The sequence below is a fragment of the Sorangium sp. So ce426 genome, assembly GCF_051475585.1.
Classification (GTDB): domain Bacteria; phylum Myxococcota_A; class Polyangia; order Polyangiales; family Polyangiaceae; genus Sorangium; species Sorangium cellulosum_B.
In genome coordinates this window covers 9,411,777-9,431,919 of record NZ_CP150341.1, presented here as the reverse complement: position 1 = coordinate 9,431,919, position 20,143 = coordinate 9,411,777, and the positions used below count along the sequence as shown (strand labels likewise).

The window sequence follows — 20,143 nt, the reverse complement described above, 5'->3', positions numbered from 1 at the left end:
GAATGGCCCTGGCGATGGGGGCGACCTCCGGACCTGCTTTCGAGTTCACGAGCTGCCGGCTCGCGGCGCGCCACGAGGGCCTCGGCCGCATCTTCGCGGGCCTCGCGCTGCTCGCGGTCGCGGGGCCTTTCCTGGCCAGCGTGCTCGCCGTGATCCTCGCAAGCGCGCTGGGCGAGCCGAGCCTCCGCGGGTTCGCGCTCAGCGCCCTCGCCATGACCGTGCCCGGCGTGGTCGCCGCGCTGGGCCTCTCCCTCGCGAGCGCCCTGGCCCTCACCACCGGCATCCGCTGGAAGCGGCCGGTCCGCGTGACCGCGGACGCGGCCGGGCTGCGCTTCGCCTTCGGCTCCGTGGAGCGCTCGATCCCGCGCGCCGAGATCCGCTCCGGCATGGTCCTGTCGGATCTGCGCGTCCGCGTCGAGCTCCGCCTGAGCCGCGGGCGGGTGATCGATGTGCAGGTCGCGCGGGAGGAGGAGGGCGCGCGCCTGCTCGCGGCCCTCGGGATGGGCCCGACGGAGCGGCGCGTCGCTGTCTCGCTCGGCAGCGTCCACCGCGAGCTCGCGGCCGGCTGCGTCGGTCTGCCGGTCTTCATGATCCTCTGGCTCATCGTGATCGCGGCGATCGCCCTGCCGCTGCAGGCCTCTCGCAGCGCCGGGCCGATCGTGGCGTGGTTTGCCCTCGCCCTGGCGTCGACGTGGCTCCTCCGTCGCGCAGCGCGCCGCACCCAGGTCGTGGTGGGCACCGACGGCGTGCGCATCGATCGGCCCTTCTCGTCCGTCTGGGTCCCTTACGCCGAGCTCAACTCGGTCGGGATGCGCGGTGATCGGCTCGTTCTCTCTCGCCGAGGCGGCGGCATCCCGCTCGTGCTCCGGACGGGGGAAGCCCTGACCGAGGCGCTCGCGCAGCGCATCCGCGATGCGCACGAGGGGGCCGCCGCCGCCGGCGCGGCGCCGCGCGGCGCCGAGGCGCTGGAGCGGCGCGGCCGCGACCTCGCGGCCTGGCGCGAGGACCTCCGCAAGCTGCTCGCCGCCGGCGACTACCGCGCCGCCAGCCTGACCCCCGAGGACGCGCTCCTCGCCCTCGACGACGTGAGCGCCCCGCGGGATCGCCGGGTGGGCGCCGCCCTGCTCCTTCGCGTCGCCGGGCACCCCGAGGCGCAGGAGCGCATCCGCGTCGCCGCCGGGGCCACCGCGGACGATGCGCTGCGCGCGGCGCTCGAGCGCGCCGCCGAGGACGAGGTCGACGAGGCGGCGCTCGCGCGGGCCTTGCGGTGAGCCGCGCGCTGCTGAGCCACTCTGGGCCACGCGCGACGGGTGCGTCGGTGGGCGCTGTAGAAGGCGAGATCTTCAGGGAGTTCCGGCGGTAGTGAGATGGCACATGTCCTGCACGCTGCGCTGAGCGGAGGTGTTCATGTCACGTGACTTTCTTTCGGACGATGCAGCCTTGTTATCGCCGCTGCCCACGCCGCCGCCTCGGACGGCGGCCCTGGTGCAGCGGGTGTCTCGAGCGGCTGTAGCGGCGGCTGCCGTCTTCGTTGTCGCCTGTGGTCCTCCGGGCGTCGACGAGGGACACGACCCGGGCGATCAAGGCGAGATCATCCCGCCGATGCCGCCGCCGCCTCCGGACGAGGAGATCATCCCGCCGATGCCGCCGCCTCCGGACGAGGAGATCATCCCGCCGATGCCGCCGCCGCCTCCGGACTGCGAGGGCGGCGAGATTGTCCCGCCGATGCCGCCGCCGGACGGGGAAGAGGGGGAGATCATCCCGCCGATGCCGCCGCCGCCGGACGGGGAAGAGGGGGAGATCATCCCGCCGATGCCGCCGCCGCCGCCGCCTCCGGGCGAGGAGATCATCCCGCCGATGCCGCCGCCGCCGCCTCCGGGCGAGGAGATCATCCCGCCGATGCCGCCGCCTCCTCCGCCGTGCAAGTGAGGCGTTCGATCGTCGCACCGTTGCGCTCCCCAACATCGTGAGGTCGAAGATGGGCGAACAGGAACGTGAGCTGGAGGTTGCGCCCGAGTGGTGGCGCTGGGCCACGGAGAACCTGCTGCGCGGCGTGCCCGAGGGCCAGATCTCGGAGCAGCTCCAGGCGGCCGGCGTCAGCCGCGCGCAGGCCGGAGAGCTGCTCTCGGCCATCGTCCGTTCGCCCATCTTCGTCGCCGCTCGGCCCTTCGCCAGGTCGGCGCGGCGGCACGAGATGCTGGCGCGGCTCCAGCAGAGAATGGCGTCGGTCGCCTGCGATCCGACGGGGATCCCGCGGCGCTCCGGCGTGTCTGGCGAGGAGCTCCGCGACGTCTATGTCGCCGGCAACATCCCGGTCGTCCTGACCGACATCGTGACCCGCTGGCCCGCCTTCGGCCGGTGGACCCCGGCGTACCTCTCCCAGCGCTTCGGCGATGTCGTCGTCGACGTCACGACAGGACGCCAGAGCGATCCCGACTACGACATGCACGCGGCGCGGCACACCGAGAGCACGCCGCTGCGCGACTTCGTCGCGCGCATCGCCGGCGCCGCGCGCGAGGAGACGAACGACTTTTACATGGTCGCCAACAACCGCGTCCTCGAGCGGACGAGGCTCGGCGCGCTGCTGGACGACGTGGTGCTCCCGGACGGGTACTGCGCCGCGCAGCGGCTGCTGGGCGCCTCGGCGCTGTGGCTCGGCCCTGCCGGGACCGTCACGCCGCTGCACTACGACACGTCCAACATCCTGTTCGGGCAGGTGTACGGCAGGAAGCGTTACCGCATGATCGCGCCGTTCGAGACGTCGCTGTTCGACGGCGCACGCGCGATGTACGCCGATCGGGATCCGGAGAAGGACCCGATGGCCCCGGTGCTCGTGAAGGACGTCGTGCTCGAGCCGGGCGACGCGCTCTTCATCCCGGTGGGCTGGTGGCACCACGTCCGCGCGCTCGACGCCAGCATCAGCCTGGGGATCAACAGCTTTCCGTTCCACAACAACTTCGACTGGTACCGGCCGAGCAACATCGGTTAGCGAAACGCTCGGAAATTCTGCGAAATGTGGATGCTCGAGCTCGGCGAGCGTCGCCGTGGCGCCGTGCCTGCCGAGCAGTACACTGCACGGTGAAGGCAAAGGGGGGTGGCTCGAGGAAGCCCTCGGCGCCGCCGATGGGTACACGTGCCGCCCAACGCGAAATTCGCTCTTGCGGCCGAGACGCCCGGGCAGGCGCGAGCCGGACACGCGCACCTGAGGATCCTGGCAAAAGCCGCGAGTCGGCTCGTCCTCTGCGACGAGCCTTCGGCGCTCCTCGGATCCCTCTTCGAGGAGCTGGCGAGCGACCTCGGCGTCGAGCTCTACTTCAATTACATGATCGGCGACGAGCCGAACACCCTCGTCCTCGAGTCGGCCGCGGGCATCTCGCCCGAGGACGAGCAGCGATATCGGACGATCAGGTTCGGCCAGTTCATGTGCGGGACCGTGGCGGCGACCCGGATGCCCCTCATCGCCTTCGATCTCCAGCGCTCGACCCTCGAATGCGGGTCGGAGCTGAAGAAGGCGGGCGTGCAGGCCTATGCGGGATATCCGCTCATCTCGCACGACCGGCTGCTCGGGACCCTGGCCTTCGCCACCAGCAAGCGCTCGCACATGAACGCCGACGAGCTCTCGCTCATGCAGACGCTGAGCGTGCAGGTGGCGGCCGTCCTCGAACGCAATCGCCTCTGCCGGAGCTTGCGGGCGAGCGAGCAGGCCGCGCAGCGCCACCTCGCGCTCCTGCAGAACGTGTACTCGACGGCCCCCGTCGGCCTCTGCTTCCTCGACCGGGATCTCCGGTACGTCAGCGTCAACGAGACGCTCGCGCGCATCACCGGCCGGCCCATCTCCGAGCACCTCGGCCGCGCGCTCGGCGAGTTCATCCCCGAGGCGACGCCTTTCAAGGACCTCTGCGAGCGTGCCCTCGAGACGGGGCAGGAGGTGACGAACTGCGAGCTCCGGGTCGCGCGGCCCGAGGGGGACCACGATTGGCTGGTCAGCGTCCACCCCGTGCGCGACGAGGCGGGTACGATGCTCGGCATCAACGTCGTGGTGCAGGAGGTGACCGAACGGAAGCGGGCCGAGCAGGCGCTGCTCGAGAGCGAGCGGGCCCTCCGGGAGGCCGATCGCCGCAAGGACGAGTTCCTGGTGATGCTCGCCCACGAGCTGCGCAATCCGCTCGCGCCCATTCGCACGGCCATTCAGGTCCTCGACATCACCGGCAGCGACGCGCCCGAGGCCGCCCGGACGCGCGAGATGATCGCGCGCCAGGTGGCGCACATGGCCCGGATGATCGACGATCTGCTCGACGTGTCGCGGGTCGCCCAGGGCAAGATCGAGCTGCGAAGAGAGCCCTGTGATCTCGCGCGGATCGTCCGTCAGGTCACGGACGACTATGCGCCGGTCTTCGGGGGCAACGGCATCGAGCTTCTGGTCTCCCTGCCGGACGAGCCGGTCTGGACGTCAGGCGATCAAACGCGCCTCGCGCAGGTCATCGGCAACCTCCTGCACAACGCGCTCAAATTCACGGACGCGGGGGGCCGCGTGGTCGCCTCCCTGGAGACGGATCCGGCGACGAACATCGCGGTGATCGTGGTGGACGATTCGGGGATCGGCATGGATCCATCGATGATCCCGCGCGTCTTCGAGACCTTCAGCCAGGCCGACAGCAGCCTCGATCGACGGCGCGGCGGCCTCGGCCTCGGGCTCTCGCTCGTGCACAGCCTGATCGCGATGCACGGCGGATCCGTCGAGGCCCACAGCGAGGGCCCAGGGCGCGGATCGACCTTCCGCGTCCGGTTGCCGCTCTGCACCGCGCCAGCTCGTTCCACCCGGCGGCAGGAGCCCGTCCGGCCCGCGACCGCGTCGCGGGAGGGGTCGCTCCGGGTGCTCGTGGTCGAGGACAACCACGACACGGCGGACATCCTCAAGCAGTTGCTGGCCCTCCTCGGGTATCAGGCCGAGGTCGCGTACACGGGCCCCGCGGGGCTCGCCATGGGGCGCACGCTCGCGCCCGACGTGGTGCTCTGCGACCTCGGATTGCCGGGGATGGATGGGTATGCCCTCGCGCGGGCGCTGCGCGCCGATCCCGCCACGGCGCGGGCCTACCTCATCGCGCAGACCGGGTACGGCCACGCGGACGATCGCCGCCGCGCCCGGGAGGCGGGGTTCGATCTGCACATGACGAAGCCGATCGATCCCATCGAGCTCGAGCGGGTCCTGTCCTCCGTCGGCGCCCGCGCTTAGCCAAGACGTCTGCAAGCCAGTCGTGACGCCGGGCGCTGTTCCTACTCCGGAAACCGAAGCGTCTTGACGGAGTTCCCGTCCTCCCCCGTGATCTCGTCGCCAGACCAATCCCAGCTCACGCCGCCCTTTCCCGGCGGTCCGAGGGCGTACGTGACCCCCTCGAGTGTGAGCTGGTCCTCGTCGAGGTAGGCGATGCCGATCGAGTCGCCGCCGCGCCCGGGGCCGCCGTAGCCGCCGTCGCCTCCTCGGCCGCCGTTGCCCCCTTCACAGGACCACGTGCCGTCCCCCACGGCGCCGCCCGGCGCTCCTCGACCGCCTTCGCCTCCTTGCTCGGGCGGCCCACCGTCGCCGCCAGGCCCCCCGGCCTCCGTCGTGATCATGCTGTCGCGCACCGTCAGCTTGGCGTGGAGCGCAACGATCCCGATCGTCGGGTAACCGTTCTCGCCCCCTCGGCCGCCTCGACCGCCACACCCGCCGGCGGCTCCAGAGCCGCCGGCGGCGCCTCCCTTGGAGGCCTTGCCGCACGCGGAGAGCCCCCCTCGACGGCCGCCCCCTCCGCCGCCGCCTTGGCCCGGCATGCCCCTGCTGCCGTCGCCTGCCCAATCGCCCTCCCATCCCGTCTCGCCTATGCGCCCGATGCCCTCGCCGGCTGCTCCGACCGTACCCGAGGCGCCGTAGATCCCGTAGAACCCCGGCTCGCAGTTGATCCCTGGGACATCCCCGTCGCCTCCACGTCCGTCGATCGGGTCTGATGTCGCGTTCGGTTGCCCGTCGTCCCCGTCGCCAGCGCCGTCGGGAAGCCCGTCCCCTCCCTTCCCGCCGATGCTCGGGATTCCGCCGTCGCACGGATTCACCACCGCCGGGCCGCCGGCGACGGTGGTCGCCGAGCAGGCGTCTCGCCCATACTGCCCATCAGGTCCTGCCGCTGCCTCATTCAGCCCGGACCATTGCTTGCCATCTTGGCCTTCCCCTCCACCAGACGAGCTAAGCTCGCTCCGGAGGAGCTCCACGGCCGTGTTGGAGCGGAGAAGCATCCCGATCCGCCTGCTCGCCCACAGACGCATGTCGATGATCGTCGATACCCCGTCCGCGGCGCCCGTGTCTCCGTCGCTCGCCGGTACGACGGTCAGGAGGATGTCGCTCTCACCCGAACGCTGAAGGACGGAGCGCGTGTCGGGCTGACGCCTCCAGCTCACGCAACCGAACCCACCGATGAGATCCACGCCGGAAGGCAGCGTCAGGGGCCCGAAGAACCCATCGGCGCATGCGAACACACGCCCTCGGCCGGTACGCGCGAGCTCAACGCCGCGCTGCAGCGTGCGGACCGGCTTGTCTTTCGTCGTTCCGGGGTTCGCGTCGTCGCCGCTGCCCCAGACACCGCCCACGAACACGCCGCAGCCATCTTCCCAGACATCGGCGGCGAGACGCTCGAGACAGAACGACTCTGACGGCGGTTCGTCTTGACACGATGAGCTGCCGTCGCACGCCGTTCCGCCAGGCTCGTTGGGGCCCGGTGCGGTGCCGCAGCCGGCCACGACGAGCAGCAGCGCAGGGGACAGATAGGTCACTCGTGTGGTTCGCATCGTTCTTCCTCGATGGTTTGTCGGACGTGGGGCGGCCATTCAACGGGGCGGTTCGGGATTGGGCACATCGAATTGACGATAAGGCATGGAGTCGCCGTTCTCGCCCTTCCCCACGTCGAAACCAGGTACTGCATTGCCTGCGAGGCCACCCTTGCCGTAGCCTCCGAACTGTACAGGGACGTCCGGCCCGAAGGCCACGTAGGCGCTGTGAGCTGCGATGCCATAGGAGGACCCCCCGAGGCCGCCGCCGGCATCACCGCCGCGTCCGCCGTCGCCTCCTGCTCCCCCGTCGCACGCGGGCCACATCTCACTGTCACCCGGAGGGCGCTTTCCACCATTGCCACCCGCTCCACCGCCGCCGCCAGGTTGGCCCGTTCCGCCGACCCCGCCGTTGCCGCCGTTGCCGGTAGTCACCCGAGTCGCCCCGAGCGTCACCGCGCTCCCCTGCAGCGCAACAACGCCGATGCTCGACCCGCCGTAGCCGCCGCCTTTGCCCCCAAGGCCACCGCAGCCGCCACTGCCCCCTGAGCCGCCAGCCGCACCGGCCTGAGGGCGGTCAGCTGGACACGCCGCCATCGGGCCGAGCGAGCTACTGCCGCCGCCACCGCCACCTCCTTGACCTATGCCGCCCTTCTTCCCGTCCTCTCCGCGAATGCCAATCCAACCGTCTTCGGTGAGGTACCCTATGCCAGCCGCTCCGCCAGCGCGACCACCGTCAGCACCCGTTGCGCCACGTTTCCCTTCGCTGCATCTCGTCATGTCCGCGCCGAGCCCTGCGCGGCCCCAATCGTCATCATTCCCCATGGGCGCCGGCTGCCCCGGAGCGCCATCGGCCCCCGACTCTAGCCCACCGTCGCCCCCGTAGCCTCCAGTGGACTCGATGCCGTCGTCGCACGCGGTCACGACTGGCAGCGCCCCCGTCGCGGAGTCCGCAGTGCAGGCGGACGCGCCGTCGTTCCCCTCCAGGCCGTCCTTTGCCCGGACGCTAAGAGCGTCATCTCCTGGCTCCCCGTCCTTGCCGTTGCCTGCGACGAGCGCGCTCGCCCGCACTGTCGCCCTAGCCCCAGGGCTCACGATCATCGCGATCGACGACTTGCCATCGTCCGCGGACGCATCCGCTGCCTCGACGTGCACGCCGAAGACCGTTGACGTCGCGCCCTGTGCTTCTCCCGTGATCACCCGCAGCGGGATCCCCATCGGCGGAGCGATGATCGTCGGGTGATTCGGTCCGCCGAACGATCCATCATACGACCAATCGTCGCCAAGTTCGCAGAGACGCCCGCCCCACAGGTCGACACCCGAGGGCAGCGTGATCGCCTCCTCGAACGCGCCACCGCACGCGTATACGCGTCGGGTCGGCGGCTCGCCGTGGCCTCGTCCGTGTGTGGCGAGGCCGATCGCATGTTGCAAGGTCTTCACCGGCGCGCCCTTCGTACCGGCGCTGTTGTCGTCGCCCTGCTCGCTGACGAACACCCCGCATTCCTCGAGCGCCATCGCCGTGGCTGGGTCGCCGTCACAGAGAGACTTCGGTGGTGTGAGGCAGAGGCGTTCGTCGTAGCAGCTATCGTCGTAAGCGCACCCGGAGAGGGCGCCCGCGCCGACGGTGGAGAGGATGCCTACGGTGAGAAGCAGCCGCATTCGTCGCGGACCGTCGCCGTGCTTGAACATCGTCCGCGCTGGCCGGGCGCGTGGGTGCTGTCGCGACCCCGAGCGCAAGAACAATCGAGAGTGAATCGCGATGCGACGCATCCAGTCACGCTAGTGATGCCGTCCGCTTGGCGTCAACCGACAGAAATCGCCAGATTCGATTCGTTTTGGTGAGAATTTTCGGTCGGTCGATTGAATGTGCTCAGCCGTTTGGTAGGCCTGGCCAAATGTGGCCAATAGTCCTACTTTTGGTTATGGTATCCGACCGAAATTGCGCGTCGGCTCATTTCTGTGAAGCGTTTCGACCCGCTCAAGTGTGCTGCGTACCGTGGACAAGTCAGCGACCGTCTCCCCCGGCTTCGAGCTCTTCTGGCGCCTCGATCAGCGCCGCGGGGTGCCGGCGCGAAACGCCGAGGATGTCGCGATCCGATGCCCAATGAGCGCGGATATCGCCGGGCAGAGCGGCAGCTCGGTCCCGCGGGGATCGTGGAGACGGGTCGAGTCCGCCCGCTTCAGGCTGCGGGGAAGCGAACGCGCAGCGAGCTCGGCCCGCGGTCCTGCAGGTTCGAGCCGGCGTAGCTCAACGTCGGTTCGGCGAGCTCCCAGCGCGGCAGCGAGAGCAGGGCGCGCACCGACTCCTCCACTTCCATCCGGATGAGCGGGGCCCCGGGGCAGTAATGAGCGCCGCTCCCGAAGGTCAGGTGCCGGCTCTGCTGCCGGGTGATATCGAAGCGGTCCGGCTCGGCGAACAGCCCGGGATCGCGGTTCGCCGCGGCGATCATCGCGAAGACGAACTGCCCCTCGGAGACCCTGGTGCCCCGGATCTCCGTGTCCCTCGCGCACATGCGGCTGAGGGAGAGCACGGACGGCTCGAAGCGCAGGCTCTCCTCGACCGCGCCGCGGACGAGGCCTGGCGCCTCCCGGAGCTTCGCGAGCTCGGCGGGGTGGTTGAGGAGCGCGAGCACGGTGTTCGCGATCTGGTTCACGGAGGTCACGAACCCCGCGGCGACCATCTGGAAGCATTGCAGGGCCGCCTCGCCCGCGAGCTCGGTGTCTCCGCCTTCTGCCTCGATGAACCTGCTCGCGACGTCTTCGCCCGGCGCCTTCCGGCGCTCCTCGACGAGCCGCATCATGTAGTCGACCATGTCGCAGCAGCTCTGCTTCACCGCCCGCTTCTGCTCCTCCGAGGTGACCCCGCCGCCGGCGAGCTTCAGGAGGTCCGTCGACCATCTCATGAACTGCGGCCGATCGGCCTCGGGTATCACGAACATCTCGGCGAGCGTGTTGAGCGCGACCGCCTCGGAGAACGCCGAGACGACATCCATCTCGCCGTCGCGCCGCGCCTTCTCGGCGGCGCGCTGCACGAGCCCCACGACCCGCGGGCGCATCCACTCGACGGCCGACGGCGAGAACCCCTTCATGATGAGCTGTCGAAGCTTCGTGTGGCGCGGCGGGTCCTGAAAGAAGGCGAGCCGCGACAAGGAGTCGAATGTTTTCTTCGAGAGATCGTCCTCGCCGAGCATGCCGAGGCTGCCGAGGATCGCCGTCGCCCGCCGCGCGGTGAAGCTCGGGTCCTTCACGAGCCCCTCGATATCGGCAGGAGCGGTGATGAGGAAGCACTGGAGCGGCTCGAAGAAGTAGACCGGCGCCTCGGTGCGGAGGCGATCGAGCGTCGGGAAGGGATCGGCGAAGAAGCGCTCGCTCGTGAGGTCGAAGCCAGAGGTGACGGCCATGGTCCTTCTTTCCTTAGTGGCGCTCGTGGCGCGGCGGAGATCCACGGCCAGGCTAGGGTATCGCCACGCCGCCGTGAAGCGCCCCGCCCGCGCGTCGATCGCCGCGCGGCGGCGGCCGAGGTGGGCGCGCGAGGCTCCGTGTAGAGCGCCCTGCCAGGCGTTACCGGTGGCAACGCTGCCGACACGGCGCGCAGAGCCATCGCCGAGCTGAGCAGGGAGCTCGGCGCGGATCACCCGACCACGGTGGACGCCACTTTCAAGCTCCAGGCCCTCCTCGAGCGGCCGAGCTGACGCAGAGCGGCCGAGCCTCGACGAGGACCAGCACACGTTGGCGGGCCTCCCGTTCGACGTTTGGCGCGCTGGGGATCAGGCGCAGAATAGGCCTGAAGCGGTCGAGGACGCGCCCGCGCGCAGCGCCGGGAACGGAACGGCGGCCGCGCTCACCAGTACGGCCACACCTCCACCGGGACCCCCACGGACGACCCGGTGTGGTGGTCGCCGAGCTGCCCGCTGTCGTTGTCGCCCCAGGCCCAGCGGGTCCCGTCCGCGCGCAGCGCCAGCGCGTGCGCGTCGCCCGCGGCGATGGCGGTGATCTGGTCGAGGAGCACGGGCACGGGGGCGGCCTGCGGCTGCGACCACGGAGGATACGTCGGGTTGCCGAGCTGCCCGCTCGCGTTGCTCCCCCAGGCCCGGGCGGTGCCGTCCGAGCGCAGCGCCAGCGAGTGCCACCTCCCCGCGGCGATCGCGGTCACGCCGTCGAGGCTCGCGACGGGCACCGGCACCGGGCTGCTGGCCTTGGCGCCCTGGCCGAGCTGCCCCTCGGAGCCCTCGCCCCAGGCCCGCACGGTGCCGTCCGACCGCAGCGCCAGCGAGTGCCAGGTCCCCGCGGCCACCGCGATCGCCCCGTCGAGCCCGGAGACGGGCACCGGGACCGCGCTGTCGGCCGACGCGCCATCGGCCGAGCTGCCCCTCGGAGCCCTCGCCCCAGGCCCACACCGTGCCGTCGGCGAGCACGGCCAGCGAGTGGAGGTCGCCCGCCGCAATGGCGACCACGCCGCTCAGGCCGGGCACGGGCGCCGGGGTCGCGCGCCAGCCCAGCAAGCCGTCCCCGAGCTGGCCGACGGAGCTATCGCCCCAGGCCCACACGGTGCCGTCCGACCGCAGCGCCAGCGAGTGATATTGCCCCGCCGCCACGTCGATCACCTGGTCGAGGCCGGGCACCACGACGAGATCGGGAAGGGTCGTCATGGTCCCGAGCTGGCCGCTGGTGTTGGTGCCCCAGGCCAGGACGGTGCCGTCCGCGACCAGGGCCAGCGAGTGCGCCAGGCCCGCAGCCACGTCGGTCACGCCGCTCAGCCCGTCGACGAAGAACGGATCCGGATACAGCCCGGCGCTCTGGTAGGCGCTGATCTGGTAATCGGCGTTGTCGCCCCAGCCCCAGACCGTGCCGTCGGAGCGCAGGGCCAGCGAGTGCGCGCTCCCCGCCGCCAGCGTCACCGGCGCGCAGGCGGGGTTGACCAGCCCGTCGCAGTTCTCGTCCTGGGGGCTCGTGCACCACTCCACCTCGTCAGGCACCTTCTGGCCGGTGCACCAGCCATAGCTCGTGCCTTGCGCGTTGCAGGTTGTTGAAAGTCAAACTGGTTGATGCTTTCTCGCTCGGGCTGGCTGATGGCCATCGCGACGGTGAGCGGGTGTCGGTCACGGGCGTGATGGTCGGCTCATCGCGTCCTGAGCGCGAGCTTCACGGGCCTCCTGGAGCTCGTTCGCGAGGCCGACCCCGAGAAGGTGATCGCGAAGGTGACCGCCCCCAGGGCTGTCGCCGACGCCGTCGAGACGAGCCCGCTGTTCGAACGGGCCGAGCGGGACCCCGCGCTCCAGGCCGTCCTCGAAAGCTTCCACGATCCCAAACGTCTTGGGGGCCTCGGTGCCAAGGTTCAGACCCCGCCCGACCTGGTGGAGCGCATCCCCGAGCTGTCGCGCTACGCCACCGTGGGAGAGGTTCGCGACGCCATCGAGCAGGAGAAGGTCTGGGCCAAGCGGTCGGCGCTGCGGAAGCAGGACCCCCTTGAAAGCGGCGTTGGGCTCGTGCGGCTCGGCGTCAGGATCCATCCGGGCGAGTGGACCAAACTTGAGCTGATGCATGGCCGGAAGAGGTGCCGTCACCAGATCCGTGTCCTGAGCATCCGCGTACCGCGTGCTGCGCTGGAGGAGGCGCTCAAGTCCACGGAGGACAAGGGTGACGACGAGGGGGCCAGCCACGGATATCTCCAGGTGCTCGATGGGATTGTCTACTTCATGATCCAGTGATCCCGGCCCTCATCCGAGACCCGACGATCGACATCCGCGGTCACACCGACCGCACCGAGCACTGGCTCTCCCATGGGACCCGTCAGTGAGCTCAGTCGCCAGCGTACTGGGCGCAATAGTCGTGTTTGCCGGGTCCGGCATTTACACACCCCAGAAGACATACCTGCTCGGAAATGACCTTACAGCCACCATTTGTTTTCTGCTGCCACGTCAGAAGAACCTTGCCGACACAGTAATATCCGGAACCATGTTCGCATAGCGCCTGCGCCGTCTCCTCGTACATTTCGACGTCACCGTTCACGTTGGTGTCATCCACAGGTGCACCAACGCACGCTGCGAACGTAAGGAAGGTGCCCAGACTGAGCGCAACGATTGACGTCAGCTTCATAGCTATCTCCCGGCTGTTTCGGAGAGCGTAGCTCCCCCTTGTGCACGTGGAGCTGCAAGCGGGCGTGAGCAATCAGGGGATCCCGGGGCCGTTCGAGCAGGCCGTCAGCCCGCAGGTCCCTGCCCCCCGCTCGCCTTCTTCTCATCCACAAGCGTCTGGATCTCCTCGTCGATGAGCTGCTCCATCCTCTGGGAGAACGCGAACCCGAAAGCGTAGTGCATCAGCTTCGGGAAGCCCGTATCCCCCGGCTCCCCTCCCTCCCAAGAAACGCGAACCCCAGAAGCTTCGAGCGCATGCCGGATGGCATGGAGGGCGTTGAGCACGGCTGAAACGCCATCGACGCCGAGACCTCGATCCGACCGAGGCTCGGGGATGCCGACGATGGTGAACGGGCACGCCCATTCTCCGGGCTGCGCCTCCACAGGCCGGCCGATCGTCACAGTTACGGAGCGGCCGGGGTCGTCAACGACGGTGAGGCGACGTTCCGCGATGGGGTCATCTATGGGGACCATGGGACGCAGCTTGCCGCTGGTTCCTGGGACTGGTCAAGCGGCAGCCCTCCGCTAATCCCCGAAATGCCAGTTGCACCAGTTGATGCAGGCGATCATGCCCCCTTTTGCAGCCAACCAGCATGTCGCTCTCATGCGTGGGTCAGGTAACCCCCGGCAAAACTGCTCCATCGCGAGCTGGCCGTTCCTACAGGCAGCAACGCACTCGCTGTAGGACGCGGCCATCTCAGCTTCCTCAACCGGCTCTCCAGGCTCATCCACCTCTGGCGATGCTCCACATCCCATCGTCGTCGCCATCCCCGCAACTCCCAGCAGACCCAGCACGCACAGCAGCCGCCTCATGTGCTCCGCCCGAGGAGCACGTGGAGTCCGGCCCCTGGCCACGTCAAGGACGAGCCTGCCAGGCTGTTCAACGCCCTTCTTCTCGTCTCTTCTGCGTGAAATCTTGACGCAGGTACGCTGTAATTGCCTGGTTGTTCGATTTCATACGTCATACTTCTTGACGTACATGGCTTGTGCTATTTGCAGTCACCCCGATCGCCTTGAGATCGAGCGGACGATTCGCAACGGGCTTTCCTACCGGCGTACTGCCCGGAAGTATGGCTTTCGGACCATAACATCGTCGGCAAGCACAAGCATGTCTGCATGCCGGGTGCCCCCGTCGTCCCCATCTCCCAGTACGAGGGCGAGGAGGACGAGACGCCCATCGTACGGAAGAAGCGTGCTCCCCTGACGTCCACGCCTATCAACCTTGAGGGCCTGACAGCCAAGCAGCGTCTTGAGGTGCTCCTGGGGGCCACCGTCGCGGTGATCAACGAGGGCCCGACGTTCGTCCGCCTCCAGGCCATCAAGGACGCCAAGGCCCTCATCTCGGACATCGACCAGTTGGACAAGGTCGAGCAGCCTGCGGCCCAAAAGGGTCCTGACGCCTCGGCCCTAACCGCTTCGATCCTGGACAAGCTCGACAAGCTTCAAGGTTCGGCGTCCCAGACCGACGCCGAACCGACTTCACTTCCTTCAGAGAGCGCCGCCCCCGCGGTTCATTGAGGTCCTTGGCCTATGTCGTTCATGTAACTACCCCAGCGGCACGAGCAACCTGGTCGACAGCCAGGGGCGGCAGCAGGTGATGCCAGCCGTCGCGGCTGACCGGTCCCTTCGAATCACGGTCCAGCAGCCGACCGCATCCCCGAAGCCCGCTCGGATCGCTAAATAGCCGATCCTGATTCGGGAACGCCAGCAATTCCAAGTACTTGAACGTAAAGCTTGCAGGTCGGCCTCTCCGTGCGCTCGTGGGCGTTGTGAACGAACCCACTACGAGGAGGAGAGGCCGATGGGGAGAATGTTCGTAAGCGCTGCACGAAGCGCCGTCTCCCCCTGGCCGCGCTGTCCAGTTCATGATGGCGTGCATGACAAGGACGAAGGCGACCGAAGTGATGTGGTCCGAGCGCGTTCGGGCGTGGCGCGAGAGCGGTGAAACGGCGGAGGCGTTCGCACGGAGCCGCGGATTTGCGGCCTCGACGCTGCACGGCTGGTCGAGCCGGCTGTCGCGGACCGAGCGGCCGCGCTTTCTGCGGCTGGTGCCGAAGGCGCCCGCCGTGACGAGCAGCGCTTCGGAGCTCGTCGTCGAGGTCGGTGGCGCGCGCGTGCGCGTGGCAGCGGGCTTCGACGCCGCGCTGCTGGCCGACGTGGTCCGGGCCCTCGGCGGAGGCGCGCGATGATCCCGGCCGGCGTGCAGGTGTTCGTCGCGCTGGAGCCGGTGGACATGCGCTACGGCTTCGAGCGGCTCTCGGGGCTGATTCGCGAGCGTGTGGGGTATGAGGCGCGCTGCGGAGCGCTGTTCGCGTTCATCGGCAAGCGGCGGACCAGCATCAAGATTCTCTTCTTCGACGGCAGCGGACTCTGCCTGTTTTCAAACCTGCACAAGCGCGGCGTAGCACTCGAGCAGCGCGACGGCGGCCGAGGTGGGCGCGCGGTGCGGCCTGCCAGGCGCTGGCCCGGGGTGACGCGTGGGTGACGAGCCGCTACACATCCGGAGCTCGTCTTGGGTTAGGGTAGCGATCGCTGGACCGAGGCGACGCCCCGCGCACCCCCGCCCAGCGCCGCGAAGGAGCCCCCGATGAGCCGTTACGCCGACCATGAACCCGCCTGCGTGGACTCGCCCGCGAACGCGATCGAGCTCGTCATCGACGCGCGCGCCCGCGATCTGGGCGGCTTCTCCGTGCGGCGCGTGCTGCCGTCGGTCCGCCGCCGGCTCGTCGGCCCGTTCGTCTTCTTCGACCACATGGGCCCTGCGCGCTTCGCCGTGGGACAGGGCATCTCGGTGCGCCCGCACCCGCACATCGGGCTCGCGACGCTGACGTACCTGTTCGAGGGGGAGATCCACCACCGCGACAGCCTTGGCACGGCGCAGCCGATCCGGCCGGGCGACGTCAACTGGATGGTCGCCGGGCGCGGCATCGTCCACTCCGAGCGCGGCGACCTGGCGCGCGAGACGCACCTCCACGGCGTCCAGTGCTGGCTCGCGCTGCCGATCGAGCACGAGGAGGACGCGCCCCGCTTCGAGCACCACCCGGCGGCGACGATCCCCGTCGTCACCCGGGAAGGCGCCGTGCTGCGTGTGATCGCGGGGGAGGCCTACGGCGCGCGCTCGCCGGTCGGCGTCCTGTCGCCGACGCTCTACGTCCACGCGGAGCTCGACCCGGGCGCGACGCTCCCGCTGCCCGAGGAGCACGCGGCGCGCGCGGCCTACGTGATCGATGGGTCGGTCGGCTGCGAGGGCCAGCGCTTCGGCGAGGGGACGATGCTCGTGTTCCGCGCCGGAGCGCAGCCGGAGCTCCGCGCGCTCTCGCAGAGCCGCGTGATGCTCCTCGGCGGCGCCCCGCTCGAAGGCGACCGCCACATCCTGTGGAACTTCGTCTCGAGCTCGCCGGAGCGCATCGAGCGCGCGAAGCAGGACTGGAAGGCAGGGCTCTTTCCGAAGGTGCCGGGCGACGACATCGAGTTCATCCCGTTCCCCGACGGGTGAGGGGGCGCGAGCGCCGGAGCGGCGCGCTCAGGCGCCGCGTTCGAGGGAGCCGGAGCGGCGCTCCCAGGCGCCGCGTTCGAGGAAGGTAGTTGGGCCATGCTGAACGGAGCTTGTTACTGCGGTGCCGTGCGCTTCGAGGTCGACGACGCGTTCGGCTACGCCTTTTACTGCCATTGCTCGAGGTGCCGGAGGCGCACCGGCGCCGCCTGCGCCGCCATCGGCGGGATCGAGATCGACAGGCTCCGCGTCACCGCGGGGCGGGAGCACCTGCTCCGGGTCGGCGAGTCCGAGGACGGGTACCGCTGCGTCTGCAAACAATGCTTCTCGCCCGTGTACGACGTCGTCCGCGAGCAGCGGTTCGCGCACGTGCAGCTCGGCACGCTCGACGGCGCGCCGGCGAAGGGGCCCGATCACCACATCTACGTCGGCTCGAAGGCGCCCTGGCATCAGATCACCGACGCCCTCCCTCAGTTCGAGGAGCTGCCGGCGTAGCCCGCGGCCCGACCCGGCCCCGGGATCCCGCCGGCCGCCGCCCCGGAGCTCACGCGACTACATTTGTAGTTGACGGGCGGCCGCTCATGAACGACACTTGTCGTCGTGGGAACCGAAGCGCTGACCGATCTGCAGCTCGCGGTGATGAAGGCCCTCTGGGCCGTCGGGGAAGGCTCCGTCGGGGACGTCGTCTCGGCGATGGCGGAGGACGGGCGGGAGCTCGCTCCCACGACGGTGGCGACCTTGCTGCAGCGGCTCAGCCAGCAGGGGTGGGTGGAGCGCAAGCGGTCTGGCAGGCAGTTCGTGTACCGCGCGTCGGTCGATCAGAAGGAGGCGGCCAGGGGCGTTCTCCACCGCGTGCTGCGCTCGTTCTTCGGCGGCAGGGCCTCGGCCCTCACCGCGCAGCTCCTGGAGTCGGAGCAGCTCAGCCCTGAAGAGCTCGAGGAGATGCAGCGGCTGATCAAGGAGAAAGGCGCGTGATCCTGGCGCTCCACCTGCTCGCGGGGCCGGGCGCCTGGCCCGGCATGGCGGCCCTCTGGCTGGCGCTGCTGCTCACCTGTTCGGTCCATGTCGCGGTGTGGACCGGGGCGGCGGCGCTCGTGGCTCGACGGAGAGCCCTCTCGTCCTCCACGCGACACCTGCTCTGGAAGATGGCGCTGTTCGGTCCGCTCGCGACACTGCTGCTCGCGGCGGTGATGTCATGGGCCTTCGAGCGCGCGCCCGGAGACACGGCATCTCCTGGAGAGATCGCCGTCCTGTCGCTCGAGGACGCCCCCGCGCCGGCGGTCCTCGATGCCGCACGAGAGATCAGCGGCTCAACCAGGGAGAGCGCCGGCGCCGGCTCACCGGCGTGGCGCGCCGGGGGAAGCCAGGCGTGGAGCCTGCTCGCCGCGTGCACGGCCGGAGCGGCCGCGCTGGGGCTGCTGCGGTTCGCCTCGTCGGCGCTGCTGCTGTGGCGTGGGCTCCGCGGGCGCAGGTCGGTGCAGGACGCGCGGCTGCTCCAGCGGCTCGATCGGCTGCGCGCCCGGATCGGAATGCGCCCGGTCGCGCTGACCGAGAGCGCCGGTGTCGGCAGCCCGCTCGTCATCGGAGCCTCCGAGATCTGCATTCCGCTGGCGAGGCTCGCCGCCCTCACCGACGCCGAGGTCGACGCCGTATTCGCGCACGAGCTGGCGCATATCGAGCGCCGCGACGGGCTGTGGTTTCCGGCCGCTGGCCTCGTGCAGTCGGTCCTGTGGGTGCATCCGCTCGTCCACTTGGCGTCGTCCCGCTTCCGCCAGACAGCGGAGCTCGCCTGCGACGATCGCGCCGTCGAGCTCACGGGGGATCCCCTCGGTCTGGCGCGCGCGCTGGTCCAGGTCGCGTCGGGCGCGTCGCTCGCCCCGCGGCGCGCGCTGGTCCCGGCCATGGCGCGCTCGGCGGGCGCGCTCCTTCCGCGCGTCAGGCGCCTCCTGGATGCGGGGAGCCGGGCGCGCTCCACGCCGAGCCCTCGGGGCCGGCGGCGGGCCATCGCCAGCCTCGCCGCGGCCGGCATTGCGGCTGCAAGCCTGAGCGTCCAGGTGGCGCGCGCGCGGCCGCCGCTGCTCGCGTCAGGCGCGGGCGGCGTGCTCGCCCGGGATCGCGGCGCTGCCCTCGACGCGACAACATCGCCGCCCGACGCAGCCGCGGCGAGCGAGCAGATGGCCGAGCTCGCGCGCCGTGAGCGGGAGATCGAGGCGCGGCTCGAGGAAGCGCTGCTCCTCCCCGACGCGCAGCGCGCGGACACCCAGGCTGCCGTGCGGGTGCTCGAGCTGCGCCAGGAGCTGAGGCACGCGCGCGCCGCGAAGGCCTGGATCGAAGAGCGATTCGTCGACGATTGGACAACGTGGGAGAGGCGCCCGCGGGCGTCCGGCAGCGCGCCTCGGTAGCGCGCTCCGCACACCGCACGGGCCTGTCCAGAACAGGCCGAGGAATCCCCCTCATTTTGCCGCCGTTTTTCAGCGGAAATATTGAACAGGGAGGCGGGGAGACAGGGAGTATTTGAGAATTTTTCCTCCCCGTCTCCCCGCCTCCCTGTGAATTTCCCGAAATAAACTGAGGCGATGCCTCGGCAGAACAGGAGCTGACATGTCGATCATGAACAGGACGCCTCGCGCGCGGCGCACGGCTGCGCGCGCGGCGCGTGCGGGGTTGACCGCCCGGGCTCTGTGCGCGGTTGCGACGATCGGGTTGACGGCCGCCGGCTGCGCGCGCGCGGAGGTCGTCACCCTGGAGCGCACGGGACAGCCCATCACCGTCCACAGGCCAGCGCTGTATCCGGAGACGATCGAATACGACGGCAGCCGAGGCAAATTCCTTGTGAGCTCGTTCAGGGAGGGCGCGATCTACGCGGTGGACGCCGATGGCGGCGTCTCCCGTGTCGTCGACGACCCGCGCCTCTGCTCGGTGCTCGGCATCGCCGTGGACGTCGAGCGGGGGCGGCTCTGGGCGGTGAGCTCCGATCTCGGCGCGAGCATCAAGCCGTCTGCCGCGGGGCCGAAGAACCTGGCCGCCGTGGGCGTCTACGATCTCTCCACGGGCAAGGCCATCCACTACGTGGATCTCGCGCCGCTGTCCCCCGGCGCTCATCTCGTGAACGGAATCGCCCTGGACTCGGCCGGCAACGCCTACGTGACCGACAGCTTCTCGCCGACCATCTACAAGGTCGATCCGCAGGGGAACGCGGCCGTCTTCCTGCGGGACGAGCAATTCACCGGCGATGGGATCAACCTCAACGGGGTGGTCGTCCACCCCGATGGCTATCTGCTGGTCGTCAAGAAGAGCGATGGCACCTTGTTCAAGGTGCCCCTCGCGAACCCGTCGCGGTTCACCAGGGTCGATGTCGCCGAGCGGTTCGTGGGCGGCGACGGGCTGACCCTGGTGGGGAAAAAAGATCTCGTGGTCGTCGCGAACCAGGCCGCCGGCGTCGCGTCGAACGCCGCGTTCTCGCTGTCGAGCGAGGACGGCTGGAGCACCGCGAGGTTGCGCGCGGTAGAGCGGCTCGGCGACGTCTATCCGACGACCGGCGTGCTCCGGGACGGAAAGCTCTATGTCATCCACAGCAAGCTGAACGAGCTCATCCAGTCGTCACCGGAGCAGCGAGAGCGGCTGCGGGTGGAGGCGACGATCCAGCAGATCGGGAGCGCAGCGCTGTAGCCGCGGCGCGCCTCGCGGCCGGATCGAGGCGGGCGGGTCCTGCGGGGCGCGC

20 protein-coding genes and 1 pseudogene are annotated in these 20,143 nt (G+C 69.9%); 14 read left to right on the top strand and 7 right to left on the bottom strand.

Going from position 1 to position 20,143, the window contains the following annotated elements; all coding sequences use genetic code 11:
• The first annotated feature begins 2 nt into the window (after nucleotides 1-2).
• The 4 genes from WMF44_RS35295 (at nucleotide 3) to WMF44_RS35280 (ending at nucleotide 5,233) form a co-directional block, all read left to right on the top strand.
• Nucleotides 3-1,271: a hypothetical protein gene (locus WMF44_RS35295; protein WP_437294435.1), complete on the top strand. Its 1,269-nt coding sequence runs from the start codon at nucleotides 3-5 to the stop codon at nucleotides 1,269-1,271.
• A 136-nt stretch (nucleotides 1,272-1,407) separates the two neighbouring features.
• Complete coding sequence (locus tag WMF44_RS35290) at nucleotides 1,408-1,929, top strand: hypothetical protein (RefSeq protein WP_437294434.1); 522 nt, start codon at nucleotides 1,408-1,410, stop codon at nucleotides 1,927-1,929.
• A gap of 49 nt (nucleotides 1,930-1,978) precedes the next feature.
• Entirely contained in the window at nucleotides 1,979-2,989 is a 1,011-nt protein-coding gene (locus WMF44_RS35285; protein WP_437294433.1) for a cupin-like domain-containing protein, read from the top strand.
• A 144-nt stretch (nucleotides 2,990-3,133) separates the two neighbouring features.
• Nucleotides 3,134-5,233 carry an ATP-binding protein gene (locus WMF44_RS35280; RefSeq protein ID WP_437294432.1) on the top strand — a complete coding sequence of 700 codons (2,100 nt, stop codon included), beginning with the start codon at nucleotides 3,134-3,136 and terminating at the stop codon, nucleotides 5,231-5,233.
• 41 nt (nucleotides 5,234-5,274) lie between these two features.
• Here the strand turns inward: WMF44_RS35280 and WMF44_RS35275 are convergent, their stop codons facing one another.
• The 5 genes and pseudogenes from WMF44_RS35275 to WMF44_RS35255 all read right to left on the bottom strand — a co-directional run.
• A complete protein-coding gene (locus tag WMF44_RS35275) occupies nucleotides 5,275-6,816 on the bottom strand; it encodes a hypothetical protein (RefSeq protein WP_437294431.1) in 1,542 nt (513 codons plus the stop codon).
• Nucleotides 6,817-6,855: 39 nt separating this feature from the next.
• A complete protein-coding gene (locus WMF44_RS35270) occupies nucleotides 6,856-8,484 on the bottom strand; it encodes a hypothetical protein (RefSeq protein WP_437294430.1) in 1,629 nt (542 codons plus the stop codon).
• Nucleotides 8,485-8,975: 491 nt separating this feature from the next.
• Nucleotides 8,976-10,196 (bottom strand): cytochrome P450, encoded by a 1,221-nt coding sequence (locus WMF44_RS35265; protein ID WP_437294429.1) that lies wholly within the window; start codon nucleotides 10,194-10,196, stop codon nucleotides 8,976-8,978.
• A 440-nt stretch (nucleotides 10,197-10,636) separates the two neighbouring features.
• Nucleotides 10,637-11,122 carry an RCC1 domain-containing protein gene (locus tag WMF44_RS35260; protein WP_437294428.1) on the bottom strand — a complete coding sequence of 162 codons (486 nt, stop codon included), beginning with the start codon at nucleotides 11,120-11,122 and terminating at the stop codon, nucleotides 10,637-10,639.
• Between the two features lie 49 nt (nucleotides 11,123-11,171).
• Nucleotides 11,172-11,693, bottom strand: a pseudogene (locus WMF44_RS35255) (RCC1 domain-containing protein); the annotation flags it as partial.
• Between WMF44_RS35255 and WMF44_RS35250 the strand changes: the two are divergent.
• Together WMF44_RS35250 and WMF44_RS35245 are read left to right on the top strand one after the other, a co-directional pair.
• Complete coding sequence (locus tag WMF44_RS35250; RefSeq protein ID WP_437294427.1) at nucleotides 11,620-11,796, top strand: hypothetical protein; 177 nt, start codon at nucleotides 11,620-11,622, stop codon at nucleotides 11,794-11,796. The pseudogene WMF44_RS35255 and the gene WMF44_RS35250 sit on opposite strands and share 74 nt — an antisense overlap.
• A gap of 185 nt (nucleotides 11,797-11,981) precedes the next feature.
• A complete protein-coding gene (locus WMF44_RS35245) occupies nucleotides 11,982-12,503 on the top strand; it encodes a hypothetical protein (protein WP_437294426.1) in 522 nt (173 codons plus the stop codon).
• Between the two features lie 91 nt (nucleotides 12,504-12,594).
• Here the strand turns inward: WMF44_RS35245 and WMF44_RS35240 are convergent, their stop codons facing one another.
• Together WMF44_RS35240 and WMF44_RS35235 are read right to left on the bottom strand one after the other, a co-directional pair.
• Nucleotides 12,595-12,891: a hypothetical protein gene (locus tag WMF44_RS35240; protein WP_437294425.1), complete on the bottom strand. Its 297-nt coding sequence runs from the start codon at nucleotides 12,889-12,891 to the stop codon at nucleotides 12,595-12,597.
• Between the two features lie 104 nt (nucleotides 12,892-12,995).
• A complete protein-coding gene (locus tag WMF44_RS35235; protein ID WP_437294424.1) occupies nucleotides 12,996-13,403 on the bottom strand; it encodes a DUF6968 family protein in 408 nt (135 codons plus the stop codon).
• Between the two features lie 642 nt (nucleotides 13,404-14,045).
• Here WMF44_RS35235 and WMF44_RS35230 point away from each other — a divergent pair.
• The 8 genes from WMF44_RS35230 to WMF44_RS35195 all read left to right on the top strand — a co-directional run bounded on the left by WMF44_RS35230 (nucleotide 14,046) and on the right by WMF44_RS35195 (nucleotide 20,091).
• On the top strand, nucleotides 14,046-14,447 hold the full coding sequence (locus WMF44_RS35230; protein ID WP_437294423.1) for a hypothetical protein: 402 nt from the start codon (nucleotides 14,046-14,048) through the stop codon (nucleotides 14,445-14,447).
• A gap of 359 nt (nucleotides 14,448-14,806) precedes the next feature.
• Complete coding sequence (gene tnpA / locus WMF44_RS35225) at nucleotides 14,807-15,118, top strand: IS66 family insertion sequence element accessory protein TnpA (RefSeq protein ID WP_437294422.1); 312 nt, start codon at nucleotides 14,807-14,809, stop codon at nucleotides 15,116-15,118.
• Nucleotides 15,115-15,414, top strand: a complete 300-nt coding sequence (tnpB, locus tag WMF44_RS35220) for an IS66 family insertion sequence element accessory protein TnpB (protein WP_437294421.1) — start codon at nucleotides 15,115-15,117, stop codon at nucleotides 15,412-15,414. Before tnpA ends, tnpB begins: the two co-directional genes overlap by 4 nt.
• Before the next feature lie 102 nt (nucleotides 15,415-15,516).
• Complete coding sequence (locus WMF44_RS35215; RefSeq protein WP_437294420.1) at nucleotides 15,517-16,425, top strand: pirin family protein; 909 nt, start codon at nucleotides 15,517-15,519, stop codon at nucleotides 16,423-16,425.
• A gap of 96 nt (nucleotides 16,426-16,521) precedes the next feature.
• Nucleotides 16,522-16,917, top strand: a complete 396-nt coding sequence (locus WMF44_RS35210; protein WP_437294419.1) for a GFA family protein — start codon at nucleotides 16,522-16,524, stop codon at nucleotides 16,915-16,917.
• Nucleotides 16,918-17,022: 105 nt separating this feature from the next.
• Entirely contained in the window at nucleotides 17,023-17,397 is a 375-nt protein-coding gene (locus WMF44_RS35205) for a BlaI/MecI/CopY family transcriptional regulator (protein WP_012239228.1), read from the top strand.
• On the top strand, nucleotides 17,394-18,824 hold the full coding sequence (locus WMF44_RS35200; RefSeq protein ID WP_437294418.1) for a M56 family metallopeptidase: 1,431 nt from the start codon (nucleotides 17,394-17,396) through the stop codon (nucleotides 18,822-18,824). The genes WMF44_RS35205 and WMF44_RS35200 overlap by 4 nt, the downstream gene beginning before the upstream one ends.
• Before the next feature lie 301 nt (nucleotides 18,825-19,125).
• Nucleotides 19,126-20,091, top strand: coding sequence for a hypothetical protein (locus WMF44_RS35195; protein ID WP_437294417.1), 966 nt, complete (start codon nucleotides 19,126-19,128; stop codon nucleotides 20,089-20,091).
• Nucleotides 20,092-20,143 lie beyond the last annotated feature (52 nt).

Coding starts and splice junctions, on each gene's coding strand:
- WMF44_RS35270 (WP_437294430.1), bottom strand. CDS start 8,484: ATGTTCAAGCACGGCGACGGTCCGCGACGAATGCGGCTGCTTCTCACC.
- tnpB (WP_437294421.1), top strand. CDS start 15,115: ATGATCCCGGCCGGCGTGCAGGTGTTCGTCGCGCTGGAGCCGGTGGAC.
- WMF44_RS35275 (WP_437294431.1), bottom strand. CDS start 6,816: ATGCGAACCACACGAGTGACCTATCTGTCCCCTGCGCTGCTGCTCGTC.
- WMF44_RS35290 (WP_437294434.1), top strand. CDS start 1,408: ATGTCACGTGACTTTCTTTCGGACGATGCAGCCTTGTTATCGCCGCTG.
- WMF44_RS35265 (WP_437294429.1), bottom strand. CDS start 10,196: ATGGCCGTCACCTCTGGCTTCGACCTCACGAGCGAGCGCTTCTTCGCC.
- WMF44_RS35285 (WP_437294433.1), top strand. CDS start 1,979: ATGGGCGAACAGGAACGTGAGCTGGAGGTTGCGCCCGAGTGGTGGCGC.
- WMF44_RS35210 (WP_437294419.1), top strand. CDS start 16,522: ATGCTGAACGGAGCTTGTTACTGCGGTGCCGTGCGCTTCGAGGTCGAC.
- WMF44_RS35230 (WP_437294423.1), top strand. CDS start 14,046: ATGCCGGGTGCCCCCGTCGTCCCCATCTCCCAGTACGAGGGCGAGGAG.
- WMF44_RS35295 (WP_437294435.1), top strand. CDS start 3: ATGGCCCTGGCGATGGGGGCGACCTCCGGACCTGCTTTCGAGTTCACG.
- WMF44_RS35215 (WP_437294420.1), top strand. CDS start 15,517: ATGAGCCGTTACGCCGACCATGAACCCGCCTGCGTGGACTCGCCCGCG.
- tnpA (WP_437294422.1), top strand. CDS start 14,807: ATGACAAGGACGAAGGCGACCGAAGTGATGTGGTCCGAGCGCGTTCGG.
- WMF44_RS35235 (WP_437294424.1), bottom strand. CDS start 13,403: ATGGTCCCCATAGATGACCCCATCGCGGAACGTCGCCTCACCGTCGTT.
- WMF44_RS35240 (WP_437294425.1), bottom strand. CDS start 12,891: ATGAAGCTGACGTCAATCGTTGCGCTCAGTCTGGGCACCTTCCTTACG.